Annotated in this window: 21 protein-coding genes and 1 pseudogene; 13 read left to right on the forward strand and 9 right to left on the reverse strand. The window is 68.8% G+C overall.

Annotation, left to right across the window (positions count from 1 at the left end; all coding sequences use genetic code 11):
- Nucleotides 1-167: 167 nt before the first annotated feature.
- Nucleotides 168-596, forward strand: a complete 429-nt coding sequence (locus J4H91_RS03940) for a DUF3846 domain-containing protein (RefSeq protein ID WP_208044949.1) — start codon at nucleotides 168-170, stop codon at nucleotides 594-596.
- 49 nt (nucleotides 597-645) lie between these two features.
- Here the strand turns inward: J4H91_RS03940 and J4H91_RS03945 are convergent, their stop codons facing one another.
- From J4H91_RS03945 to J4H91_RS03980, 8 genes are read right to left on the reverse strand one after another with little or no spacing between them, the layout of a single operon-like run.
- Entirely contained in the window at nucleotides 646-924 is a 279-nt protein-coding gene (locus J4H91_RS03945) for a DUF6112 family protein (RefSeq protein ID WP_279543190.1), read from the reverse strand.
- A complete protein-coding gene (locus J4H91_RS03950; protein WP_208044951.1) occupies nucleotides 921-2,093 on the reverse strand; it encodes a M23 family metallopeptidase in 1,173 nt (390 codons plus the stop codon). Before J4H91_RS03950 ends, J4H91_RS03945 begins: the two co-directional genes overlap by 4 nt.
- Nucleotides 2,090-2,752 (reverse strand): hypothetical protein, encoded by a 663-nt coding sequence (locus J4H91_RS03955; protein WP_208044952.1) that lies wholly within the window; start codon nucleotides 2,750-2,752, stop codon nucleotides 2,090-2,092. The genes J4H91_RS03950 and J4H91_RS03955 overlap by 4 nt, the downstream gene beginning before the upstream one ends.
- Nucleotides 2,753-2,783: 31 nt before the next feature.
- The gene (locus tag J4H91_RS03960; protein WP_208044953.1) at nucleotides 2,784-3,791 is read right to left on the reverse strand and encodes a ParB/RepB/Spo0J family partition protein; all 1,008 of its coding nucleotides are present in this window, start codon (nucleotides 3,789-3,791) and stop codon (nucleotides 2,784-2,786) included.
- Nucleotides 3,791-4,618: a hypothetical protein gene (locus tag J4H91_RS03965; protein WP_208044954.1), complete on the reverse strand. Its 828-nt coding sequence runs from the start codon at nucleotides 4,616-4,618 to the stop codon at nucleotides 3,791-3,793. Before J4H91_RS03965 ends, J4H91_RS03960 begins: the two co-directional genes overlap by 1 nt.
- 46 nt (nucleotides 4,619-4,664) lie before the next feature.
- Entirely contained in the window at nucleotides 4,665-5,270 is a 606-nt protein-coding gene (locus J4H91_RS03970; RefSeq protein WP_208044955.1) for a hypothetical protein, read from the reverse strand.
- A gap of 11 nt (nucleotides 5,271-5,281) precedes the next feature.
- Entirely contained in the window at nucleotides 5,282-6,199 is a 918-nt protein-coding gene (locus J4H91_RS03975; protein ID WP_208044956.1) for a DUF2637 domain-containing protein, read from the reverse strand.
- Entirely contained in the window at nucleotides 6,196-7,290 is a 1,095-nt protein-coding gene (locus tag J4H91_RS03980) for an ImmA/IrrE family metallo-endopeptidase (RefSeq protein ID WP_208044957.1), read from the reverse strand. The genes J4H91_RS03975 and J4H91_RS03980 overlap by 4 nt, the downstream gene beginning before the upstream one ends.
- Nucleotides 7,291-7,815: 525 nt before the next feature.
- Here J4H91_RS03980 and J4H91_RS03985 point away from each other — a divergent pair.
- The 5 genes from J4H91_RS03985 (at nucleotide 7,816) to J4H91_RS04005 (ending at nucleotide 11,941) form a co-directional block, all read left to right on the forward strand.
- Nucleotides 7,816-9,381 carry a ParB/RepB/Spo0J family partition protein gene (locus J4H91_RS03985; protein WP_208044958.1) on the forward strand — a complete coding sequence of 522 codons (1,566 nt, stop codon included), beginning with the start codon at nucleotides 7,816-7,818 and terminating at the stop codon, nucleotides 9,379-9,381.
- Between the two features lie 67 nt (nucleotides 9,382-9,448).
- Nucleotides 9,449-9,823: a hypothetical protein gene (locus tag J4H91_RS03990; protein ID WP_208044959.1), complete on the forward strand. Its 375-nt coding sequence runs from the start codon at nucleotides 9,449-9,451 to the stop codon at nucleotides 9,821-9,823.
- Nucleotides 9,824-9,830: 7 nt separating this feature from the next.
- Nucleotides 9,831-10,484, forward strand: a complete 654-nt coding sequence (locus tag J4H91_RS03995) for a DNA-processing protein DprA (RefSeq protein ID WP_341783435.1) — start codon at nucleotides 9,831-9,833, stop codon at nucleotides 10,482-10,484.
- The gene (locus J4H91_RS04000; RefSeq protein WP_208044961.1) at nucleotides 10,481-10,768 is read left to right on the forward strand and encodes a hypothetical protein; all 288 of its coding nucleotides are present in this window, start codon (nucleotides 10,481-10,483) and stop codon (nucleotides 10,766-10,768) included. Before J4H91_RS03995 ends, J4H91_RS04000 begins: the two co-directional genes overlap by 4 nt.
- A gap of 144 nt (nucleotides 10,769-10,912) precedes the next feature.
- The gene (locus tag J4H91_RS04005; RefSeq protein WP_208044962.1) at nucleotides 10,913-11,941 is read left to right on the forward strand and encodes a DNA-processing protein DprA; all 1,029 of its coding nucleotides are present in this window, start codon (nucleotides 10,913-10,915) and stop codon (nucleotides 11,939-11,941) included.
- A gap of 87 nt (nucleotides 11,942-12,028) precedes the next feature.
- On the opposite strand, the pseudogene J4H91_RS15780 reads toward J4H91_RS04005, so the two are convergent.
- Nucleotides 12,029-12,628: pseudogene (locus tag J4H91_RS15780) on the reverse strand (class I SAM-dependent methyltransferase).
- A 360-nt stretch (nucleotides 12,629-12,988) separates the two neighbouring features.
- On the opposite strand from J4H91_RS15780, the gene J4H91_RS04020 reads away from it, so the two are divergent.
- From J4H91_RS04020 to J4H91_RS04050, 7 genes are all read left to right on the forward strand, one after another.
- Nucleotides 12,989-13,492 carry a hypothetical protein gene (locus J4H91_RS04020; protein WP_208044965.1) on the forward strand — a complete coding sequence of 168 codons (504 nt, stop codon included), beginning with the start codon at nucleotides 12,989-12,991 and terminating at the stop codon, nucleotides 13,490-13,492.
- A gap of 669 nt (nucleotides 13,493-14,161) precedes the next feature.
- Complete coding sequence (locus J4H91_RS04025) at nucleotides 14,162-14,644, forward strand: hypothetical protein (protein ID WP_208044966.1); 483 nt, start codon at nucleotides 14,162-14,164, stop codon at nucleotides 14,642-14,644.
- A 245-nt stretch (nucleotides 14,645-14,889) separates the two neighbouring features.
- Nucleotides 14,890-15,252: a hypothetical protein gene (locus J4H91_RS04030; RefSeq protein WP_208044967.1), complete on the forward strand. Its 363-nt coding sequence runs from the start codon at nucleotides 14,890-14,892 to the stop codon at nucleotides 15,250-15,252.
- Complete coding sequence (locus J4H91_RS04035) at nucleotides 15,249-15,617, forward strand: hypothetical protein (protein WP_208044968.1); 369 nt, start codon at nucleotides 15,249-15,251, stop codon at nucleotides 15,615-15,617. The genes J4H91_RS04030 and J4H91_RS04035 overlap by 4 nt, the downstream gene beginning before the upstream one ends.
- Nucleotides 15,614-15,982, forward strand: coding sequence for a hypothetical protein (locus tag J4H91_RS04040; protein WP_208044969.1), 369 nt, complete (start codon nucleotides 15,614-15,616; stop codon nucleotides 15,980-15,982). The genes J4H91_RS04035 and J4H91_RS04040 overlap by 4 nt, the downstream gene beginning before the upstream one ends.
- A 393-nt stretch (nucleotides 15,983-16,375) precedes the next feature.
- Nucleotides 16,376-17,494: a tyrosine-type recombinase/integrase gene (locus J4H91_RS04045; RefSeq protein ID WP_208044970.1), complete on the forward strand. Its 1,119-nt coding sequence runs from the start codon at nucleotides 16,376-16,378 to the stop codon at nucleotides 17,492-17,494.
- Nucleotides 17,491-17,829, forward strand: coding sequence for a helix-turn-helix domain-containing protein (locus tag J4H91_RS04050; protein ID WP_208044971.1), 339 nt, complete (start codon nucleotides 17,491-17,493; stop codon nucleotides 17,827-17,829). The genes J4H91_RS04045 and J4H91_RS04050 overlap by 4 nt, the downstream gene beginning before the upstream one ends.
- Nucleotides 17,830-17,911: the final 82 nt, after the last annotated feature.

The following is a 17,911-nucleotide window of genomic DNA, read 5'->3' on the forward strand; positions in this document are numbered from 1 at the left end:
GCTGCGCTCCCGCCGCTGCGGACCCCGCGTCGGGAACGAACGGTGACCCTCCCGCTGCGCGGGCCCCTCCCATTACGCCCCCGCCGCGCGTCCCTGCGCGTCGTCCGCTCCGCTTCCCACCTCGCCAGCGGACGGCAGCCGGCCAGACGCAGAAAGGAACACCCATCATGAACACCACACCCCTCACCGGGATGCTCATCGCAGACGGCCGCAACGGGACCGTCCCCATCGACCCGACCGACCACGGCGCATCCATCAGGCACTACCTGGACTGCCGACTCCTGGACATCGTGGCACTCGGCGACGGCCTCGACATGTTCGTCGACGATGAAGGGCTCCTGGTCGATCGACCCGTCCTGAACCTCGCCGCCACCATCGTCGCGCACCAGCGCGGCGCCCGCAGCGCGATCTTCGGGAAAGCGCTCGTGCTCGGCATCGACGACGACACCGGCGAGACGCTCACGCTCACCCCAGAGCAAGCGCGTTCGGTGCAGCAGCTCATGATGCATTGCCCCAGCGAGCGCGTTCGCGAGAGCCTCTTGGAGACGCTCGCGCCGTTCCCCGGCCTTGCTGAACGCCTCCGGCAGATGCTCTGACCGCCGGCGGTGGCTCGGGCGAGTCGCCCGAGCCACCGCAGCCTCGTGCTTAGAGACTGTCGCCGGTATCGAGCAAGAAATTGGCCCACGCCAGGGCCCCGCCCGCACAGATGGCACCCAGGAGCGCGACGAGCACCCCGGTCCGGCCCCGAGCGGCACCCTGATAGTTCCCGGTCGCGGAACCGATCGCCCACAGAAGAGCACTGACGATGAGCATCATCACGGCGACGATCAAGGCGAATGTCATCAGCGCGCCGACCATCCCAGCGAGTCCGGTCGCCTGGTCGACGACACTGAAGTCGGGGGAGACCTCGGCCCCGCGTCTCATACGGCGCACCGGCCGTGTTCCTCACCACCACCGACGACTTCGCCGGCGGTCGCCCCGTGATCTTCCAGCCAAGCCAGTGAATCGACCGGGTCCTCTCCCCAGCCTCCGGGGTGGATCTGGAAGTGCAGGTGCGGCCCGGTGGAGTACCCCCACGATCCGACCTCTCCGATCTGCTGGCCTGCGGTGACGCGGTCGCCGGGGGAGACGTGGATGCCGTGCTCCCACATGTGGTGGTACATGCTCGAGACCCGCTTGCCGTCGACCGTGTGATCAATCACGATGATGAGCCCCCACCCGTCGACGAAACCAGCGTGCAGGACGACGCCGTCGGCCGTCGACAGGATCGGGCTGCCGTCGGGGGCGGCGAAATCGGTGCCCGTATGGAAATCGAGGGTGTTGCCGGTGACGGGATCGGTGCGCCACCCGAACAACGACGTGATCGTGTACCCGCCTGCCGGCATCGGCACGACCACGCTGTCGGTCTCCGGGATATTCCCGCCACCGGCGCCACCGGCGCCACCGCCCTCGGAGCCGGGTTTCGTGAGCGCCGCGATGATCGCATCCGCGACCGGCCGGAACGCGGCGTACCGTTCCGGGTGCTCGCTGACCTCGACCGCCTGGGCTGCGGCGCCGGGGTCCATCGCCTGCCAACCGGGAATGTCGAGCAGTCCTCGCGGGCTGCCAGCGTTCGGGCCGTCCGGGCCGCCCATGAACGCCTGCACCTGATACTCCAGGCGCATGAGCTCTGCGACGGTGCCCCACCCGGCGACTGGGCGCATCTGGAACAGTCCGAGGGTGTCGCGATCGTCCACCGCCCCGTCGTTGGGGTAGTCCAGGCTCTCGGGGTAGTCGCGGGAGTTGGCGAGCATCCGCAGCGACGATTCCATGAGCGCGGCCATGAGCGCGATCCGCACCCCGTCGGTGCCGACGTCCTCGATCTGTCCGCCGACGGTGATGATGGTCGCCGCGTGCGTGAGTTGCGCACGGTTCAGCGTGACCTCTTCACCGTCGGTCTTCGTCGCCGTCAAGGAGTCCGGGACCTCCCCGACCGTGAGGGTCCCGACGCAGGCGTTCGCGAGCGCCGGGCTCATGAACATGCCGATACCGAGCACCGCGAACATCGGCGCGCACAGCAGGAAGACGAGCGCGAAGACCAGGGCCTTCTTCATCGCAGCGCGCTCCCGAGCTTCGACAGCCGCAGCAGGCTGCACTCGCCCGTCTTCTCCGGGCATGTCACGAACACGGTGAACTCCACCTCGTCCCGTGTCTCGTCCCGGTGCGCCGAGCCTTCCCACCCACCGGAGCGGATCCGCTCGGCGTCGATGGTGAAGGCGACGGTCCCCGGCGCGAGCTCATTCGCCGGGTCGGAGACGACGTCTTCCCAGGTCTGCGGGATCGCAAGCTCGGTGATCTTGATCGACTGGCGCGTGTCGAACTGGCGGAGCTGCCGCCACTGCGACTCAGACGGCAGGTAACCGGCGAGATCGGCGTACAGGCCGGGCGTCTCGTAGCCGGTCGGGTCGGCCACCTCGAGCAGATGCTCGCGCACCAGCTCGGGGGAGGCCTGCCCGCGGGTACTCCAGGTGAACAGGGCCTCCGCCGCCGATCTCGCGAACTCCTCCCCACCGGCTTCGCGGTCGATCGCGAGCAGCTCATCGCCGGCCGACGGCCCATCCGTCTCGGTGGGTGCGGCGGAGCTGGTGCGGTCCTCGCCGGCGCCGGCGGTGCGGGGTCCGGTGAACAGGCCGTAGAGTGCGATGCCGGTCAGGACGGTCAGCACGATACCGGCGCCGATGAGGGCGATGAAGAGGCGAGGGTTGCGTTCCATGCCCGCCAAGTGCCGTCAGGCGGGCAGCGCCCTATGATTCGCGGACGGCGCGGACAGCTTCGTAGAACGCGACCGATTGGTCGATCCAGTCGGTGAACTGCTCCCACTGCGCCGCCGTCAGCGCCCGCCCGACCTCTGCCGGGTCGTAGTGGGTCCACCAGTAGTCGGTCTCCTGCAGTGTGCCCACGAGCGCCCGGACCGCGTACTGCCGCGGTTCGACGGGAGCGGTACGCAGCTCCGTCTGCCGGGCCGGTGCCTTCGGGCGGGCACGCCCTTCTTTCGCGCGCGCCATCGCCTCGCGTGCACGGGCCAGTCGCTCATCGGTGGTGGTCGCCTCTTCGAGCCGCTGCAGGGCGTGCGCGGTCTCCTCACGAAACGTCACCGGCAGGTCTTCCGAGAGCAGAGAGACGAGCGTGGTGCTCGCCTCGGCGACCTTCACCTGTGCGTACGGGCCTTTCACCGTGCGCTGCTCTTCCATCACGGTCAGCTGTTCCTTGGCGACCGCGCGCAGCAGCTCCGGCGCGGACTCGTCGTCGGCGAGGCGGGTGACCTCGAGGACGCGCTCATGGGTGAGGTCTGAGCGGGTGCCGGTGACCGCGAGCGCCGCTTGCTTCGCGGCGTTGCCGACCGGGGTGCCAACCGTTGGCACCCCGGCGGCACCGAATTGATGCGCACGCTGGTTGCGGGACGCCTCCTCCTGCAGGATCGCTTTGAGCTCGGCATACAGGCCCGCCGCCTCGGTCGGGGAGTAGTCCAGACGGCACGTGTTCTCCTGCACCTCCGCTTCGAGCATCAGCCGCAGGTTCTCGGAGAGGCCTGAGCGCACCCACACCTTGATCGTGCGGTCGCCGTTGCGGCGGCATGCCTCGAGGCGGCGCAGTCCGCAGATCAGGTACCCGTCGGGGGTGATCGTGATCGGCTGCAGCAGTCCGAAGCGCTGGATCGATTCGCACAGCTCGTCGAGGGTTCCGAGGTCGCGGCGCAGGCGCCGGCCGACCCGGATCGACTCGATCGTGCGCTCCTGCGCCCCCTCGCTCATCACGCCTCCGGAAGCAGCTCATGCAGCGCGATGATGAGCTGGTCGTCGCGCAGCAGCTCGTAGATGGTCTCCAGCTGCGAGGCGCCGCCCTCCAGCTCGATCACGATGCGCGCGAAGAGCCCGCGCTTGCCGGGAACGCCCTCCTCTCCGCTGGAACCGATCATGAGCCGTACCAGCTCCCGCCACTTCGGTTTCGGCATATCGAGCAGCGTCGGCCCGGTCTCGTCCATGCGCAGGTACCGGTAGGCGCGGTCGATGTTCGCTGCGGCGATGAACCGGGCGAAGACGTACTCCACCGCGGTCAGGGCGCTGCCGGGCTCCCAGCGCAGCGCGACCAAGAACCTCACGGCGACCGCCTGCGCCTGCGATACCAGTGGTGAGGCCGGTTCCTGATCCCACGGGGCGAGCGCGACGACATCGTAGAGGAACTCCTCGTGACCGCCGGCCCGGACCGGGCGGGCGAACACGCTCACGTCCTCCTGCCGCGCCCGTTCCGGGGAGATCAGCAGCCGCTCGCTCATCGTCTCCGCGATGAGCGCCGCGCGCACAGCGACCGTCACCACGCCCCAGGGCTTGCCCGAACCGAGGATGTAGTCGCCCTGCATCGCATGGAATGCCGCCACCGCCGCCTCGCCAGGGTCCCGCCCCCACTTCCGGCACAATCGGGCATACCGTTCGGTGACGTACTCCGACAGTGCGCGGGCCTCCGGATCCTGCCGCCACGCACCGGGCGTGGCCGACAAGCGCCGCAAGAGCTGCCTGAGCCCCTCGTTCGTCGCGAACGCCGGCTTCGTGGCCGACGGATCCTTCCCCAGATTGTTAGTCATGATGTCTTCCTCCATGGAGACGAAGTGCCGGGCCCCCGTCACCGGGTCACATGCCCCGCTGCTCGGAACCCGGATCGGGCAGCACCTCGGACTCCGGGAACAGCGCTGGCTGCGGCTCCGGAGAAGGGACCGGCTGCGGGGCCGCCGCGTCAGGCGTCGATGTCGGTGCCGGTCGCTCCCGACCGGACGCGTGATCGGGATCGAGATCGGGGGCGACGGTCGGATCGCTGCGTCGCAGCTTGGCCGTTGCGACGCCTTGACGGACGCGGTGACGAGCCAGGCGCGCTCCCTGGGCGATCTCCCCGCGCACCCAGCGGTGCAGTTGCGCGAGCTCGTAGGCGCCACGCCCCATCACGTAGGTGCCGACCTTCAACGCGATATCGGACGGCCGTTCCCACGTGATGTAGATCCGTCTCGAGGGTTTCTTCTTGTCCTTCTTGTCCTTGCCGGCCTGGTCTTGTTCGGCGGACTCCGCCTCGCCCGCTGTGACCTGCGATTCGCGGTCGCGTAACGATGGGTCGCCCTGCGCGAACAGCTCATGCGATGACGCCGTTGTTGCAGCGGCGGCGTCCGGGGTGGGGGCCGGTTCTGGCGCACCGACGTAGGGCGGTGACGAACCCGGGGCGTGATGGTGCGGGTGGCTCGGGTGCATGGCGTTCTCCTTCACATGGACGGCCGCGATGCGGCTTCGCCCGACTCAAGCTCCGGAGAGACGGGCAGCGGCGCCGGGCCGCCGTCTTCCGGGGTCGTGGATGGGGTGGCATGCTGCGAGATCCATCGGTTCACCGTCGATCGATGCACGCCGATCTCCGCCGCGATCTCCCCGCCCGTGCGTCCGGCCGCTGCGAGCTCGAGTGCCCGCACCCGCAGTGCCGGGTCGACGCTCCGCCCCACCCCGGAGCCGCCGGTGCGCGGGGCACGCGTTCTCCCCGGCGTCGGCCGCGACACGCTGCGCCCGGCCTGACCCTCGCCTGTGCTCCGCGGTGCCGCAGTCGTCGGCGTGCGTGAATCGTCGGCCGGGTGCGATTCGGCGCTGACCGGCACCGCCGGAGCAGGGTCCGTGGCTTTCTCCCGTTCGGCCTGGGCAGGCGGTGCGTCTGGTTCTGGGTGGGCAGGGGTCTCCACGAGGAAGGGTTCGGTGGGGGTTCCGCGGCCTGCGTGGCGGATCAGCAGCACCGTCAGATGGGTGGCCGCGAGCAACGTCAAGGGCGGCACCGCCGCGATCGCACCGGCCAGCACGGCCGGCACTTCCGGCGGCGCCTGCAGCACCGAGTGGACGATGTTCGCGACCACCGACACCCCGGCTGAGAGCGCGAGGAGCGTCCACGGGTAGGCGACGATGCGCCAGCCGTGCCCGTCGAGGGAGAACACCGCCACAGTCGAGATCACGATGACGCCGTCGACGATCACCGCCCAGATCCAGGCCCGCTCCCCGCCGATCCCCGCCATCCGGGCGAGATCGGTGAGCGCGACAAACGACAGCCAGAACGCTCCGACGGCGATGATGACCGTGCCGGTGACGGCGACTTGCGCCGCCCACCAGCTCGGCGCGCGCCCCGCCCAGACCGTGCCGCTGCTCATAGCCTGACCGCCTCCCGCTCCGCTGCGGGCTCCGGCTCGACCCCGGTCCCGATGCCGGGATCAGACGGGCCGGCGGACTCCGGCCGTGCGCTCCTCGCGGGCGCGTCAGGAGCGGGTGCGGGAGGCTTGCCGTCGCCGGAGACGGGCGCGTCGAGTTGGTCGAGCACGTCGCAGGCGACCGCGCGCACCCGCTCACCGACCTGCCGGATCACCTCTCCCGGTTTCATTCCCTCGACCGAAGACGCCCAGCCGGCGACATAGGGGATCGTGTACCCGTCGGGGTCCATCCCGTAACTGGCGCACACCATCGCCGCCAGCGACTCCGCCTCCACCTCGACCACGCCCAGACGGGAATCGCGGTCCGAGGTCCTCGGATCATGCATGAGGACGTGCCCGAGCTCGTGCAACGCCGTTCGCGCGCGTGCGGCGGCATCCATGTCCGAGCGGACGAGCACATCCTTCGACCGGAAGTTGGTCATCCCGTTCGCCGTGCCGAGCTTCGCCGCAGGCACATCGACGACGTCGAACCCCGCAGCCCGGATCTGGCCGGTCACCCCCTCCCACAGGCCTGCCGGGGCCTCCCCGCGCAGCAGCTGCGGCTCCGGACGTTCCGGGATCGGCTTCCCGTCGGTCTGGGAGACGTCCCACACCGTTCCGGGTCTCGTGCCCGCCATGCGCCGGCGCACCGTCTCGCCCGGGCGCGGCTTCTCTCGGAAGCGCAGCCTCCGCCACTCCCCGGACCCCGGGTTCGCCGACGCCCACCGTTCGAACACCGGGGAACGCACGATATACCCGGTCTGGCCGGAGGCCGGCCACCGGCCGAGCTTCTGCCACTCCGAATACCCGGCCACATAGGTGGGCGACGGGTTCGGGACGCGCCCCTCGGCGTGCGCGTCGGCGTGCTGGACCGCGATGGCGAGGCTGTTCAACCAGCTCCGGGACCGGAACCGCCCCGCGAACGCGACCGCGCTCAGCCACTGTTCCCCGGTGACCAGCTGCTCCACCCGGCGTTCAATGTGCCCCTCGAGCTGGGTGAGGCGTTCCGCACGGTACGCCTGCACCTCCTCGGCACTCATCTTGCGTCGCGCCACCCCTCACACCTCCCGACCGATACGCCGCACCGCCAGGCACGGTCGCGGATTCTGGATCGGAGGTGCCGGTACCGCGTCAGCGCCGACGGAGATCCGGAGAAGAGAGGCAACGCACCTCCATACCGGAAGCGTGCGCCACGCCTCGTACCGACACGCCAAAACCGAGCGCTGAGCTGCGGTTTCTGAGCGAATCCCAGCGATCCCAGCCGGCAGGGAGCGCGAGTGCCGCGCCACCGGTACGTGGCAATCGCGCGCCGCGTACCTCGTACAGCCCAGGAGACGTGTTCTGGCAATCCTTCGGATTGCCTTTCGGCTGGCCGATTGTACGGACCCGGGCCGCCTCGTCCAGGCACGCGAAAAGTCTTCGCCCGCGCTGCGCTTATTTCGGGCGAAGACTTTTCGCTCTGCGGCCTGGACCAGTCGTCCCGGCCCCGTATCGGCACAAGTGCCGAAAGGCAATCGCGAGATAGGGGCCTGCCCGCAGGTACCCGGCTCGCGGCTCACCGATACGAAAGGAACCGGACCATGTCCAACGCCACACTCACCCAGGCCCCCGCCGTCGAACTCAGGGTCGTCGACGCGCGGGAGGTCGTCGTGGATGCCAACATCCGCGCGAACACCAAGATCGACCGGGGGTTCGTCGCCCTCATCAAGCGCTACGGCGTCATGGTGCCCCTCCTGGGGCACCTGACCGAGGACGGGCGCGTGAAGATCGAGGACGGGCAGCGCCGTATCCTCGGCGCCATCGAAGCCGAACGCTACGAGGTGCCCGTCTACATCGTGCCGGAGAACGACACCGAGGCACGCCGCATCGTGCGGCAGCTCATCGCCAACGACGCACGCGCCGAGCTGGACGAGGGGGAGCGCGTCGCCGCCTGGCAGCAGCTCGAACTCGAAGGCATGAGCGCCACGGCGATCGCCCGCGCCGTGGGGGAGAAGCCCAAGCGCATCAAGGCCGGCCTCTCCGTCGCCGCCAACAGCACCGCGACCGAAGCCGTCAAGGAATACCAGATGACCTTCGATCAGGCGCTCATCCTCGCGGAGTTCGAGGACGACGCCGAAGCGGTCGAGAAGCTCCGCCACACGGCAGCGCACAGCCCCGGCCAGTTCGAGCACGTCGCGCAGCGGCTGCGCGATCTGCGCGCGGAGCAAGCCCAGATCGACGCCGTGGTCGCGCAGTACACCTCCCAGGGGTTCATCCAGATCGACCATCCGAGCTACGACGACAAGGACACCCTGCGCGTCTCCGACCTCTCCCACGCGGACGGCAGCGACATCACCGAGGAGGACTTCCCGAAGCTCCCCGGATTCCGCTTCGCCGTCTCGAGCGGCTGGCAGGGCGTGCGCGTCGTCCACTACGTGACCGACTGGAAAGCCGACGGGCTCAAGCGCCGCCGCTCCGACGGGACCGCGGTCACCCCCTGGACGGAGGAAGAGAAGGCCGAGCGGAAGCGCCTGGTCGCCAACAACAAGGCATGGCGCAGCGCCGAGGTCGTCCGTCGCGAGTGGCTGACGAGCTTCCTCGTCCGCAAGACCACCCCGAAGCAGGCGCAGAAGTTCATCGCGACGAGCGTGATCGACGGGCGCGGGCTCCTCTCCCGCTCCATCACCGAGCATCACCGGCTCGCGACCTCGCTCCTGGGCCTCCCGGACTACCAGTGGGGAACGGAACACCCCATCCTCACCCACATCACGAAGCAGCCCGCCCGCATCCGGATGGTGATGCTCGCGATGACCATCGCCGCCCACGAGGAGGCCACCGGTACGCACACGTGGCGCAACCCCGGCACGGAGATGCGCGACTACTTCACCGCCCTCAGCGAGTGGGGCTACCCCCTCTCCGACGTGGAGAACATCGTGATCGGCATCGACCCCGCCACCGCCGAGAGCGATGCCGGAGACGACGCTGACGCCGCCGAGAGCGACAGAGAGGCCAGCGACACCGCCGAGGCCGACGCTGCTGAGCCGGAGCCGGAGCCGGAGCCGGATGCTGGCGATACGCAGGCCGATGCCGTGGTGGAAGTCGACCCGAGCGACGACGCCGCGGCGGAGCCGGTGACCGAGGTCGACCCAGCCCCGGCCGCCGCGTGATCTGCCCCTGAGAGGTGGGGCCGGGCCTGCGCCCGGCCCCACCCGCCACCCTTGGGAAGGACTCATCATGCCCACCGACCGAGGCGAGCGCGACGCTCGCATCGCCCTCGCCGGGGCCTGTCGCCCCGGCGACCCCGTCACCGGACGGCTCATCGACGCGTACGGCACCGTCGAGACCGTCGCCATCGCCCGCTCCGGGAAACGCCCGGCGCTCCTCACCGACGCCGGGTTCGAGACCTGGCTGGCGCAGGTCGCACCCGCCCTCGATCCTGGCGCATGCGAACACCGGGCGCGCCTCACCGAGGAGCAGGCGCTCACCACCCTCACCCCCGATGACGCCGCCTGGCCGCACACGGGGCTTGCCGCACACGGGGCTTGCCGCGCTCGGGGAGCGTGCGCCGCTTGCCCTCTGGACGCGCGGCCGCAACGAACTGATCGCTGAGGGGATCGTGTCGCGGCTGACGATCACGGGCACGCGTGCCCCGTCGCGGTACGGCAACGAGATCGCACGAGACTTCACCTACGCCCTCGTCGAGCAGGGCATCATCATCGTGTCGGGCGCGGCCTACGGGATCGACGGCATCGCGCACCACGCGGCGCTGACCATCGACCGCGACACCATCGGGGTGCTCGCTAGCAGCATCGACCGCCCCTATCCGGCAAGCAACACGAGCCAGATCCGCCGCATCGGCGACGACGGCCTCCTGATCACCGAAACCCCGCCCGGCGCGCCGCCACCGACCGTCACGCGTGTCCAGCAGCGGGCGAGGCTCCTCGCCGCCCTCTCCGGGGCGACCCTCATCGTGGAGGCGGCAGAGCACTGCGAATCGCTCAGGGTCGCAGACCACGCGCTCGCCCTCGGTCGCCCGGTCGCGGCGATCCCCGGCCCGATCACCGCCGGCGTCTCCGGCGGCTGCCATCTCCTCATCGGCGACGGACGCGCCCGCCTGGTCTCCACACCCGAGGACGTCGCACAGCTGTGCGCAGGGGCGAACTCCCGCCCACCCGCCCCGCTTCCCCCGGTCCTGGACGAGCCGGCCGCGCTCACTCGGGAACGCTCCGGCGCCGGACGACTCACCCGCATCGAACGGATCGCATCATGAACGCCGACGAACTGGACGCCGCCGCCACCTCCTTCCTCGGCCCGTGGCACGACAATCCTGCGACCGCCATAACGACCGCTGTGGAACTGCTGCACTGCGCCGCGCACGAACTTCGCGCCACGGAACGGACCGAGGTCTCCATCGATCGGAGCGGAAAGCTCACCCTCATCTGCCGCGCAGACAGACGGCGACGGGAAGGAATCAGCCCCGGCATCACCCTCGCCTCCCTCCTGCGCACCGCCGACGAACTCTGCAACCACTCCGGGCACCACCGAACAGGCTGACCCGCAGCAAGCGTCGGCGAAGTGAGAGGCATCCGCCCCGAGACACCCGTACGCGTCGGGGCGGATGCCCGACCATGAGCGCCTCTCTTGCACCTGTCCGCACCGCGACCGTCTCACATCCGATCTGTCCAGCTGGGAGTGCTCATGACCACCGATTTCTCCGACGACCGCCACGCCCGGATCGCCCTCGCCTCCGCCACGCGCGCCTGCGACCCGGTCACGCGTGCGATCCTGACCCGCTATACGCCTGCCGAAGCGATCGATGTCGCATTCCGCGGGCAGACCCCGCGCGGGGTGAGGCGAGCCGAGTACGAGGCGTGGCAGGCGGGCGTCGCCCCACGGCTGGACGCGACGCTCATCGACGCGGTCATCACGCAGACCGAGCGCGCCGGGTTCACCCCGCTCACGCCGCGAGACCCGGCCTGGCAGCTGACGGGGTTTTCCGACCTCGGCACCGCCCAGCCCATCGTCCTCTGGGAACGAGGCGCAGGCAGTCTCCTCATGACCCGGCGCACCGACCGGATCGCGATCACCGGGGCACGGGCCGCGACCGGCTACGGTGTGCACCAGGCCGCGGAGATCAGCGGCGAACTCGCCGAACAGGAGGCCGTGATCGTCTCCGGCGCGGCCTACGGCATCGACGCCGCAGCCCACCGGTCAGCCCTCGCCACCGGCGGTCACACGATCGCCGTCCTCGCCAGCGGAGTCGACCGCCCTTACCCACACCCGCACACCGAGCTGATCGAGCGCATCGCCGACCTGGGGCTGGTCGTCAGCGAACAAGCACCGGGTGCGGCTCCCACGAGGCAACGGTTCATGGACCGACATCGGCTCATCGCGGCGCTCTCATCGAGCGCCGTCATCGTCGAGGCCGGCCCCCGCTCCGGCTCGCTCCGCCTAGTCGACGAGGCACGCGCACTCGGCAGACCGGTCGGCGCGGTGCCCGGCCCGGTCACCTCCCTCGCGTCCACGGGCACGAACAACCTGATCCATACGGGCAAAGCCCGGCTCGTGTCGAACGCCCGCGAAGTGGTCGAACTCACCGCCGCCCCCAGTAGCCAGGGGCAGACGCCGGGAGCGGCCAGGACGGGGCCTGAGGCCTCCCTTGACCCGACCCAGAGCACGTTCGCCGTCTCGGAGCCCGAGCAGCGAGGCCGCGGTCTGAGCGCCTAGGCTCCGGACCGGCTCGTCTCGGCAGGGCCACCACACGCGACCGAGGCGTACCCGGACGATTCGGGCGCAGGTGCGCGAAACAGGGGGCTATGAGATCGGCTTGCGCCAGATCAGGGCATACCGCCACAGCAGCAGTTGCTTCCACTGCACGCCCGGCAGTACCCGCTCAGCCGTGCGCCGGACGGTCAGGTAGTCGTGCGGCGGAGGCCAGACCGTCGGGGCCGTGTGTTCCCAGAACCCGTATTTCCGAGCCAGCCACCGATGCTGCACCGCCCCGCCCAGATGCAGCATCACGTCTTTCGGGCGGCTCGTCCGGGCGACCCCGGCGATGGCGAGCACACCGCCGGGAGCCGTCAGATCGGCCAACCGTGACAACGCCGCCTCCAAGTCGGGGAAGTGATGCAGGGTCGCCACCGAAGCCACCACATCGAACTGCCGACCGAACCCTTAGGTCATCGCATCGCCGAGAACCCACGTCACTTCGTCGCTCTGCTGGCGGGCTTCATCGAGCACGGCGCTATCCAGGTCGATACCCGTGACCTCTGGCATGGCCCGGCGCATATCCAGGGAGAGTAGACCGTTGCCGCATCCCACGTCGAGGCCGGAAGGGGCGCTTACGGATACGGCATCGAGGATCAGCCGGTGGTAGTGAACGTTGTGGTTCCAGCGCCGGGATGATGCCTCCATCCCTCAACGCTACGATGCCAGGCTGATTACTTGAGAGCGCAACGCACCGGGCACAGGCAACGAAGCCTCGCTACGCCGGTGGCCAGAACCGCCCGCAGGAACACACCGATCGACTCGGAACTGCTCTTGCGCCTCCTACGGGTGCCGCTTTCCAGGTGCCGACTCGGTGGCAGGACCGCGCTCGCCGCAGCACCGGGTGGTCCTGTCGGCGGCACAGGCTACGGCGCTCCCGGCGGCTGCGGCCGGCGCCGCGCCCGTCCTCCGGCCGCCGCGTCGCGTCCTCCGCCACCGGTGCGCACCGTCGACGCCAGTTCTGCCGGCAGGCCCACCCCGGAGCCCCGGCAGAAAGGATCCCTGATCATGAGCACCACGACGGAGACCACCAGCCTGAGCGCGCTGGGCGCCACCGAGGCCCCGGAAGAGACGATCCGCGGTCTCAGAGACCGCATCGACAATCTCCTCGAGGAGCGGGCGAGGCTCAATCAGAACATCTCCCGCCTCGAATGCGAGGAGGTGCCCCCGAACGACCGGCGCGTCCGACACATCTGGGTCGCCGCCGCGCGGGCCGCCGACGAGGAGAACTTCTGCGGCGAGTACGACCGCCTCGCCGAGGCGCTGGGCGTACCCACCCGAGACGACCTCCGCGAGGCCGGGGAGCTCGACTGCACCTACACGGTCCGCACCCTCGTCACCATCGAGGTCAACCTCGAGGTCGAGACTCCGAGTGAGGACGCCGCGATCGACGCGATCGATCGGCTCTCCATCGCGGAGCTGCGGGAGAAACTCGGCAACGCCTGCGAAGAGGTCCATCAGGCAGAGATCGACGCCTGGGACGCCCAGGAAGCGGAACTCGTCGAAGACTGACCCGCTCGATACTGGGTGGCCGGCCAGGCGACACCGGGGCGGCCATCCCGGTGATCAGGTCGTATCGACGCGCACAAGACCGCTCCCAGTCCAGCACCTCCGAGAGGGATGCAGCAAGAGCGATAGCTCGACGGACTCCGTGAGACGGTCTTCGACGTGGTCCACGCCTCCCGGCGACACGCCCGGGAACCGCCAGTGCTCGAGTGCTCGGAGTCGGCCGCGCATACGCATTCACATGAACAGAAAAGACGAGTTCCCAGAAGAGTCGCAGTCGCGTCGCCGTCACCGTTGGAGCCGCTGCCTCATCGCCGTCTCAGCAGTGAGTCGCTGGACCCCACCAATCATTCGGTTGCTTCGGTTCCTCATCGAGCTCTTCCCACCACCGTTCCTCTGACCATGCCCACAGTGGGAACCCGGCCGCGTAACCGGAAGAGCGCGGAAGTCGCGCACACGCTCACGAGAATGCCAGCGCTCTACCCAGTCGGCGCCACCCTTCTGCGCTCAGGCAGGCCGTGCCGGCGGCACAGGCTACGGCGCTCCCGGCGGCTGCGGCCGGCGCCGCGCCCGTCCTCCGGCCGCCGCGTCGCGTCCTCCGCCACCGGTGCGCACCGTCGACGCCCGTACTGCCGCAACGCCCACCCCGAGGCGACGGCAGAAAGGACCACGACCATGAGCGCCTTCATCGTCTCCATCCACCACATCCGAGCCCTCGTCAACGCCGGCCTCAACGCCCGGTACGGCCAGCCCCTGAGCTGGCGCATACGCCCCCTCACCGCAGAAGAACGCGCCGGCTCATACGAACCCGGCGAGCCCTGGGGTCCCGACGCCATCGTCATCAGCGGACAGCTCAGACGAGAACTCACCCCGGAATCGGCCGAACTGGTCGGCTCGATCCTCCTCGCCGAGAACCAACGATCCGTGAACTACCGCTACGACGAGAACGAACTCGAGTACGTCTACACCCACCGCCCCTCCCGTCCGCGAACTCCGGTCGAACTCCTCAAAGCCATCGACTGCTACGAGTACCAGGCGTGCGAGACCCCCGACTGGGAGGACAGCGAAGCCGCCGCATTCTGCGAAGCCCTCCGCAGCCACCTCATCGGAGACCTCCCCGGCTACCACGACGCCCCCTGGAGCATCGACGAACAGTAACCACCCCACGGGTCGCCGCCCTCGAGCCTCTGAGGGCGGCGACCCTGTGCCCGTGCAGCCCATACCTGCTGTTCAGGCGCGTACTTCGAAACAACAGAACAGGCGCGAAGCCATTCGGCGGCAAATTGTGCAGGTCCGGGCACGGCCCGTCAAGGCACGCTCCGCTCTTCGGCCTTGACAACCCGCACCCGCACCCGCAGCGCGATAAGTGCCGAAAGGCACATTCCAAACCGAAAGGACACCCCATGCACACCACCCCAGCGCTCGCCGCAGCGGGCGAGATCATCACTGTTTCCGGCTACCCGCTCGTGAAGCCGGTCACCATCGAGTACGCATACCCCGACACCGAGAATCACGGCACCGGCTGGCTGCTGTCCATCTCCCAGGCCGTCGCGATCCTCGACGCGTGGAAGCACGCGCCCCGCGGCGATAGCGACGTCGTCCGCGAATGGTGCTACAGCGCGGCGGGCCTGTTCGTCACTGCCCTGTACATCGACGGCGACGTCGTGCTCTCCCTCTGGGAGTCCGCGGCCGGCTCAGACGGCACCGACCGATACGCCACCGCGACCATGCCGTTCGACTTCGAGACGACGGAGGCGACACGATGAGCACCCGGACCACCTACAAGCCCGAACAGTTCACAGATTCAGGATGGGATAGCGGCACCCCAGCCCGAAAAACCCGATTCGTTAATGCCCTGATCCGCTTCATCGACCAAGGATGCCCCGCCGAGAAGTTCACCAAGCAACTGTACGACGGCCTCTACAACCACGGCTATTTCTCCGGGTTCATCGCCCACTACGACCGACGCGGGTTCTATGCCGAACACTTCTCCACCCCAGACCGGCGACGCGAGTTTTTCGCGGAACTCATGCGCTCGTGCCGCCGAGACGCCCATAGCGGACGCGCCGACCTCTGGTGCGACGTGAAAACCATCCTCCTCGACCACTACTCGAACGGAGCCGAACGATGAGCATGTACACCGTCATCCACGTAGACCACATCCCCGCCACGGACCACGAAGCCGAGCGCATCCGAGCCGCGTTCACGCGCCTCGCAGAACGCTTCGACTTCCCCGGTGACCTCGACATCGACGTCTGGCGCGATGCGAAAGGACGCTTCGGAGCGATCCGACTCGGCGCCTATGCCCACGCTTTCCAGATCGACGACCTCGATTCCGTCGCGCGCGTCATCTCCCGACTTATCCCTGAACACGACGTGCACACCACCGAGGAAGGCCTGCACGACGAATACTGGGGTGAACGCGCCACCTATCGCGCCGGACGCAAGACCAGCCAGGGCGTCAAGGAATGGGTAGATCTCCCCACGAGCGACTAGCGCGCCGCGCGCCACAGTAGGGCGGGTGCGCCGACGAGACGGTCGGCGCACCCGCCCTACTATTTGCGTCGCCCAATGCGCCAACGAAGTGCGCCACCATAACGCGCCAGCGCCGCGCCATTGCGCCACGCGCACCCGCCCACACGACTAGGCATTGCGCCATCTCGAGCACCACGCCGCGCCACCGCGCTCCGACCGGCTCACCCACTGACCACACCTCTTGCAGTTGAGGCTAAAGCGGGATTTATCGCAACAGAAGTCACATCGCAGGCCGGGGCTGACTACGACGTTCTCCGCGGAACCGCTCGGGATCCTTGCGATGCTTGAGTCCCGTCGACTAGGTTACTTTAAAAGTCACATCGTGAGTTTTTCAGTAACGAGTGGAGGTGGCGCATGGTCGGAGAGTTCCCTGGTTCTGCGCGGCTGATGCTCGTGCCCGGCGTGGTGCATCTGAACGAACGCGCGGCCGTGTTCGAGGCGATGGTCGCTGGCTGGACGCGCCAACAACTGTCGCGGCAGCTAGGCTCGTCGACGTTGCAGGATCGCGAGCGGCTCATCCGCCGCTTTCAGGACTTCACCGAGCGGTACCCGTGGGAGTGGACGCCGGCCGATGTGGAGGACTTCACGGTATCGCTGACGTATGGCGCGGATCGACTCGCGGTCTCCACGATCCGCGGCTACCACCTGACGTTGCGGCTGTTTTGCGATTACGTCACCGATGCACGCTATGAATGGCCGATGCAATGCCAGGATCGCTTCGGCACGTTCCCCGTGCAGGTGTGCAATGAGTGGAACACGGTCGCGCACCTGAACGAGTACGAGGGGAAGCCGCAGCGACGCCCGCTGACCTACCGGGAGCTGCAGGACCTGTTCGACTGGCTCGATGCACGCATCGAGCAGATCGTGCGCCTCGGGCGGAAGGGCTCGCTTGCTGCGTGGCGCGACGCGACGATGATCAAGACGACCTATGGGTTCGGGCTGCGCCGCAACGAGCTCGTGCGCCTCGACCTGCCGGATCTGCGACCAAACCCGCACATACGAGGCTGGGGCACCTACGGGTCGATCCATGTGCGGTTCGGAAAGGCGATGAAGGGCTCGCTACCCAGGCGCCGCACCGTCCTCGCCGTACCCGAGCTCGACTGGGCCGTTGAAGGGCTGCGGCAATGGGTCGAAGAAGGCCTGCCGCTCTTCGAGGCGGGCGACCATCCCGCGCTGTGGTTGACGGAGCGACGCAGCCGGGTCAGCGTCCGCCACGTCGATGAGCTCTTCGCCGACGCCCGGACCGAGATCGGTCTCGAGGAGCATCTGACCCTGCATTGCCTGCGGCACTCGTACGTGACGCATCTGATCGAGTTCGGTTACCCGGAACGATTTGTCACCGAGCAGGTCGGGCACCGGTGGGGATCGACAACCGCGATCTACACCTCGGTGTCCAACGACTTCAAGAACAAGACCCTGCAGGCCGCGCTGGCCCGGTTCTACCGAACCGACGAGGAGGCGAGCCCATCATGAGGACGATCCAGATGCAGTGGAACCTGCGGCAGGTCATGGCCGACCGGGGCATGTTCCAGACCAGCGAGCTGCTGCCGCTGCTGGAAGAACGCGGCATCCACCTGACCCGCGAGCACGTCTACCGGCTCGTGACCAAGACCCCGCAACGGCTGAACACCGAGGTCCTCGTCGCCCTCTGCGACGCACTGGCCTGCACCCCGAACGACCTCATCGAGCCAGTCGTCACCGAGCAGCGGGCCACCCGCACTGGCACGCGTAACGAGGGCGGTCCGAAGATCGGGTCAATCCGGCCAGTGCGGGCGGTGATCCGCAGACCAGACGGCGTCGACGAGTGAACGCTCATCGAGTACCCGTCTGCTCTCGATGCCGCCAGCGTGCGGGATCGTTCGATCTGCCCGGAGGAGCGATCTGCCTACT

Source organism: Leucobacter ruminantium, assembly GCF_017565705.1.
Lineage (GTDB): Bacteria > Actinomycetota > Actinomycetes > Actinomycetales > Microbacteriaceae > Leucobacter > Leucobacter ruminantium.

Excerpts from the sequence above, each read along its gene's own strand:
- J4H91_RS03940 (WP_208044949.1), top strand. The coding sequence starts at position 168 with ATGAACACCACACCCCTCACCGGGATGCTCATCGCAGACGGCCGCAAC.
- J4H91_RS03945 (WP_279543190.1), bottom strand. The coding sequence starts at position 924 with ATGAGACGCGGGGCCGAGGTCTCCCCCGACTTCAGTGTCGTCGACCAG.
- J4H91_RS03950 (WP_208044951.1), bottom strand. The coding sequence starts at position 2,093 with ATGAAGAAGGCCCTGGTCTTCGCGCTCGTCTTCCTGCTGTGCGCGCCG.
- J4H91_RS03955 (WP_208044952.1), bottom strand. The coding sequence starts at position 2,752 with ATGGAACGCAACCCTCGCCTCTTCATCGCCCTCATCGGCGCCGGTATC.
- J4H91_RS03960 (WP_208044953.1), bottom strand. The coding sequence starts at position 3,791 with ATGAGCGAGGGGGCGCAGGAGCGCACGATCGAGTCGATCCGGGTCGGC.
- J4H91_RS03965 (WP_208044954.1), bottom strand. The coding sequence starts at position 4,618 with ATGACTAACAATCTGGGGAAGGATCCGTCGGCCACGAAGCCGGCGTTC.
- J4H91_RS03970 (WP_208044955.1), bottom strand. The coding sequence starts at position 5,270 with ATGCACCCGAGCCACCCGCACCATCACGCCCCGGGTTCGTCACCGCCC.
- J4H91_RS03975 (WP_208044956.1), bottom strand. The coding sequence starts at position 6,199 with ATGAGCAGCGGCACGGTCTGGGCGGGGCGCGCGCCGAGCTGGTGGGCG.
- J4H91_RS03985 (WP_208044958.1), top strand. The coding sequence starts at position 7,816 with ATGTCCAACGCCACACTCACCCAGGCCCCCGCCGTCGAACTCAGGGTC.
- J4H91_RS03990 (WP_208044959.1), top strand. The coding sequence starts at position 9,449 with ATGCCCACCGACCGAGGCGAGCGCGACGCTCGCATCGCCCTCGCCGGG.
- J4H91_RS04000 (WP_208044961.1), top strand. The coding sequence starts at position 10,481 with ATGAACGCCGACGAACTGGACGCCGCCGCCACCTCCTTCCTCGGCCCG.
- J4H91_RS04005 (WP_208044962.1), top strand. The coding sequence starts at position 10,913 with ATGACCACCGATTTCTCCGACGACCGCCACGCCCGGATCGCCCTCGCC.
- J4H91_RS04020 (WP_208044965.1), top strand. The coding sequence starts at position 12,989 with ATGAGCACCACGACGGAGACCACCAGCCTGAGCGCGCTGGGCGCCACC.
- J4H91_RS04025 (WP_208044966.1), top strand. The coding sequence starts at position 14,162 with ATGAGCGCCTTCATCGTCTCCATCCACCACATCCGAGCCCTCGTCAAC.
- J4H91_RS04030 (WP_208044967.1), top strand. The coding sequence starts at position 14,890 with ATGCACACCACCCCAGCGCTCGCCGCAGCGGGCGAGATCATCACTGTT.
- J4H91_RS04035 (WP_208044968.1), top strand. The coding sequence starts at position 15,249 with ATGAGCACCCGGACCACCTACAAGCCCGAACAGTTCACAGATTCAGGA.
- J4H91_RS04040 (WP_208044969.1), top strand. The coding sequence starts at position 15,614 with ATGAGCATGTACACCGTCATCCACGTAGACCACATCCCCGCCACGGAC.
- J4H91_RS04045 (WP_208044970.1), top strand. The coding sequence starts at position 16,376 with ATGGTCGGAGAGTTCCCTGGTTCTGCGCGGCTGATGCTCGTGCCCGGC.
- J4H91_RS04050 (WP_208044971.1), top strand. The coding sequence starts at position 17,491 with ATGAGGACGATCCAGATGCAGTGGAACCTGCGGCAGGTCATGGCCGAC.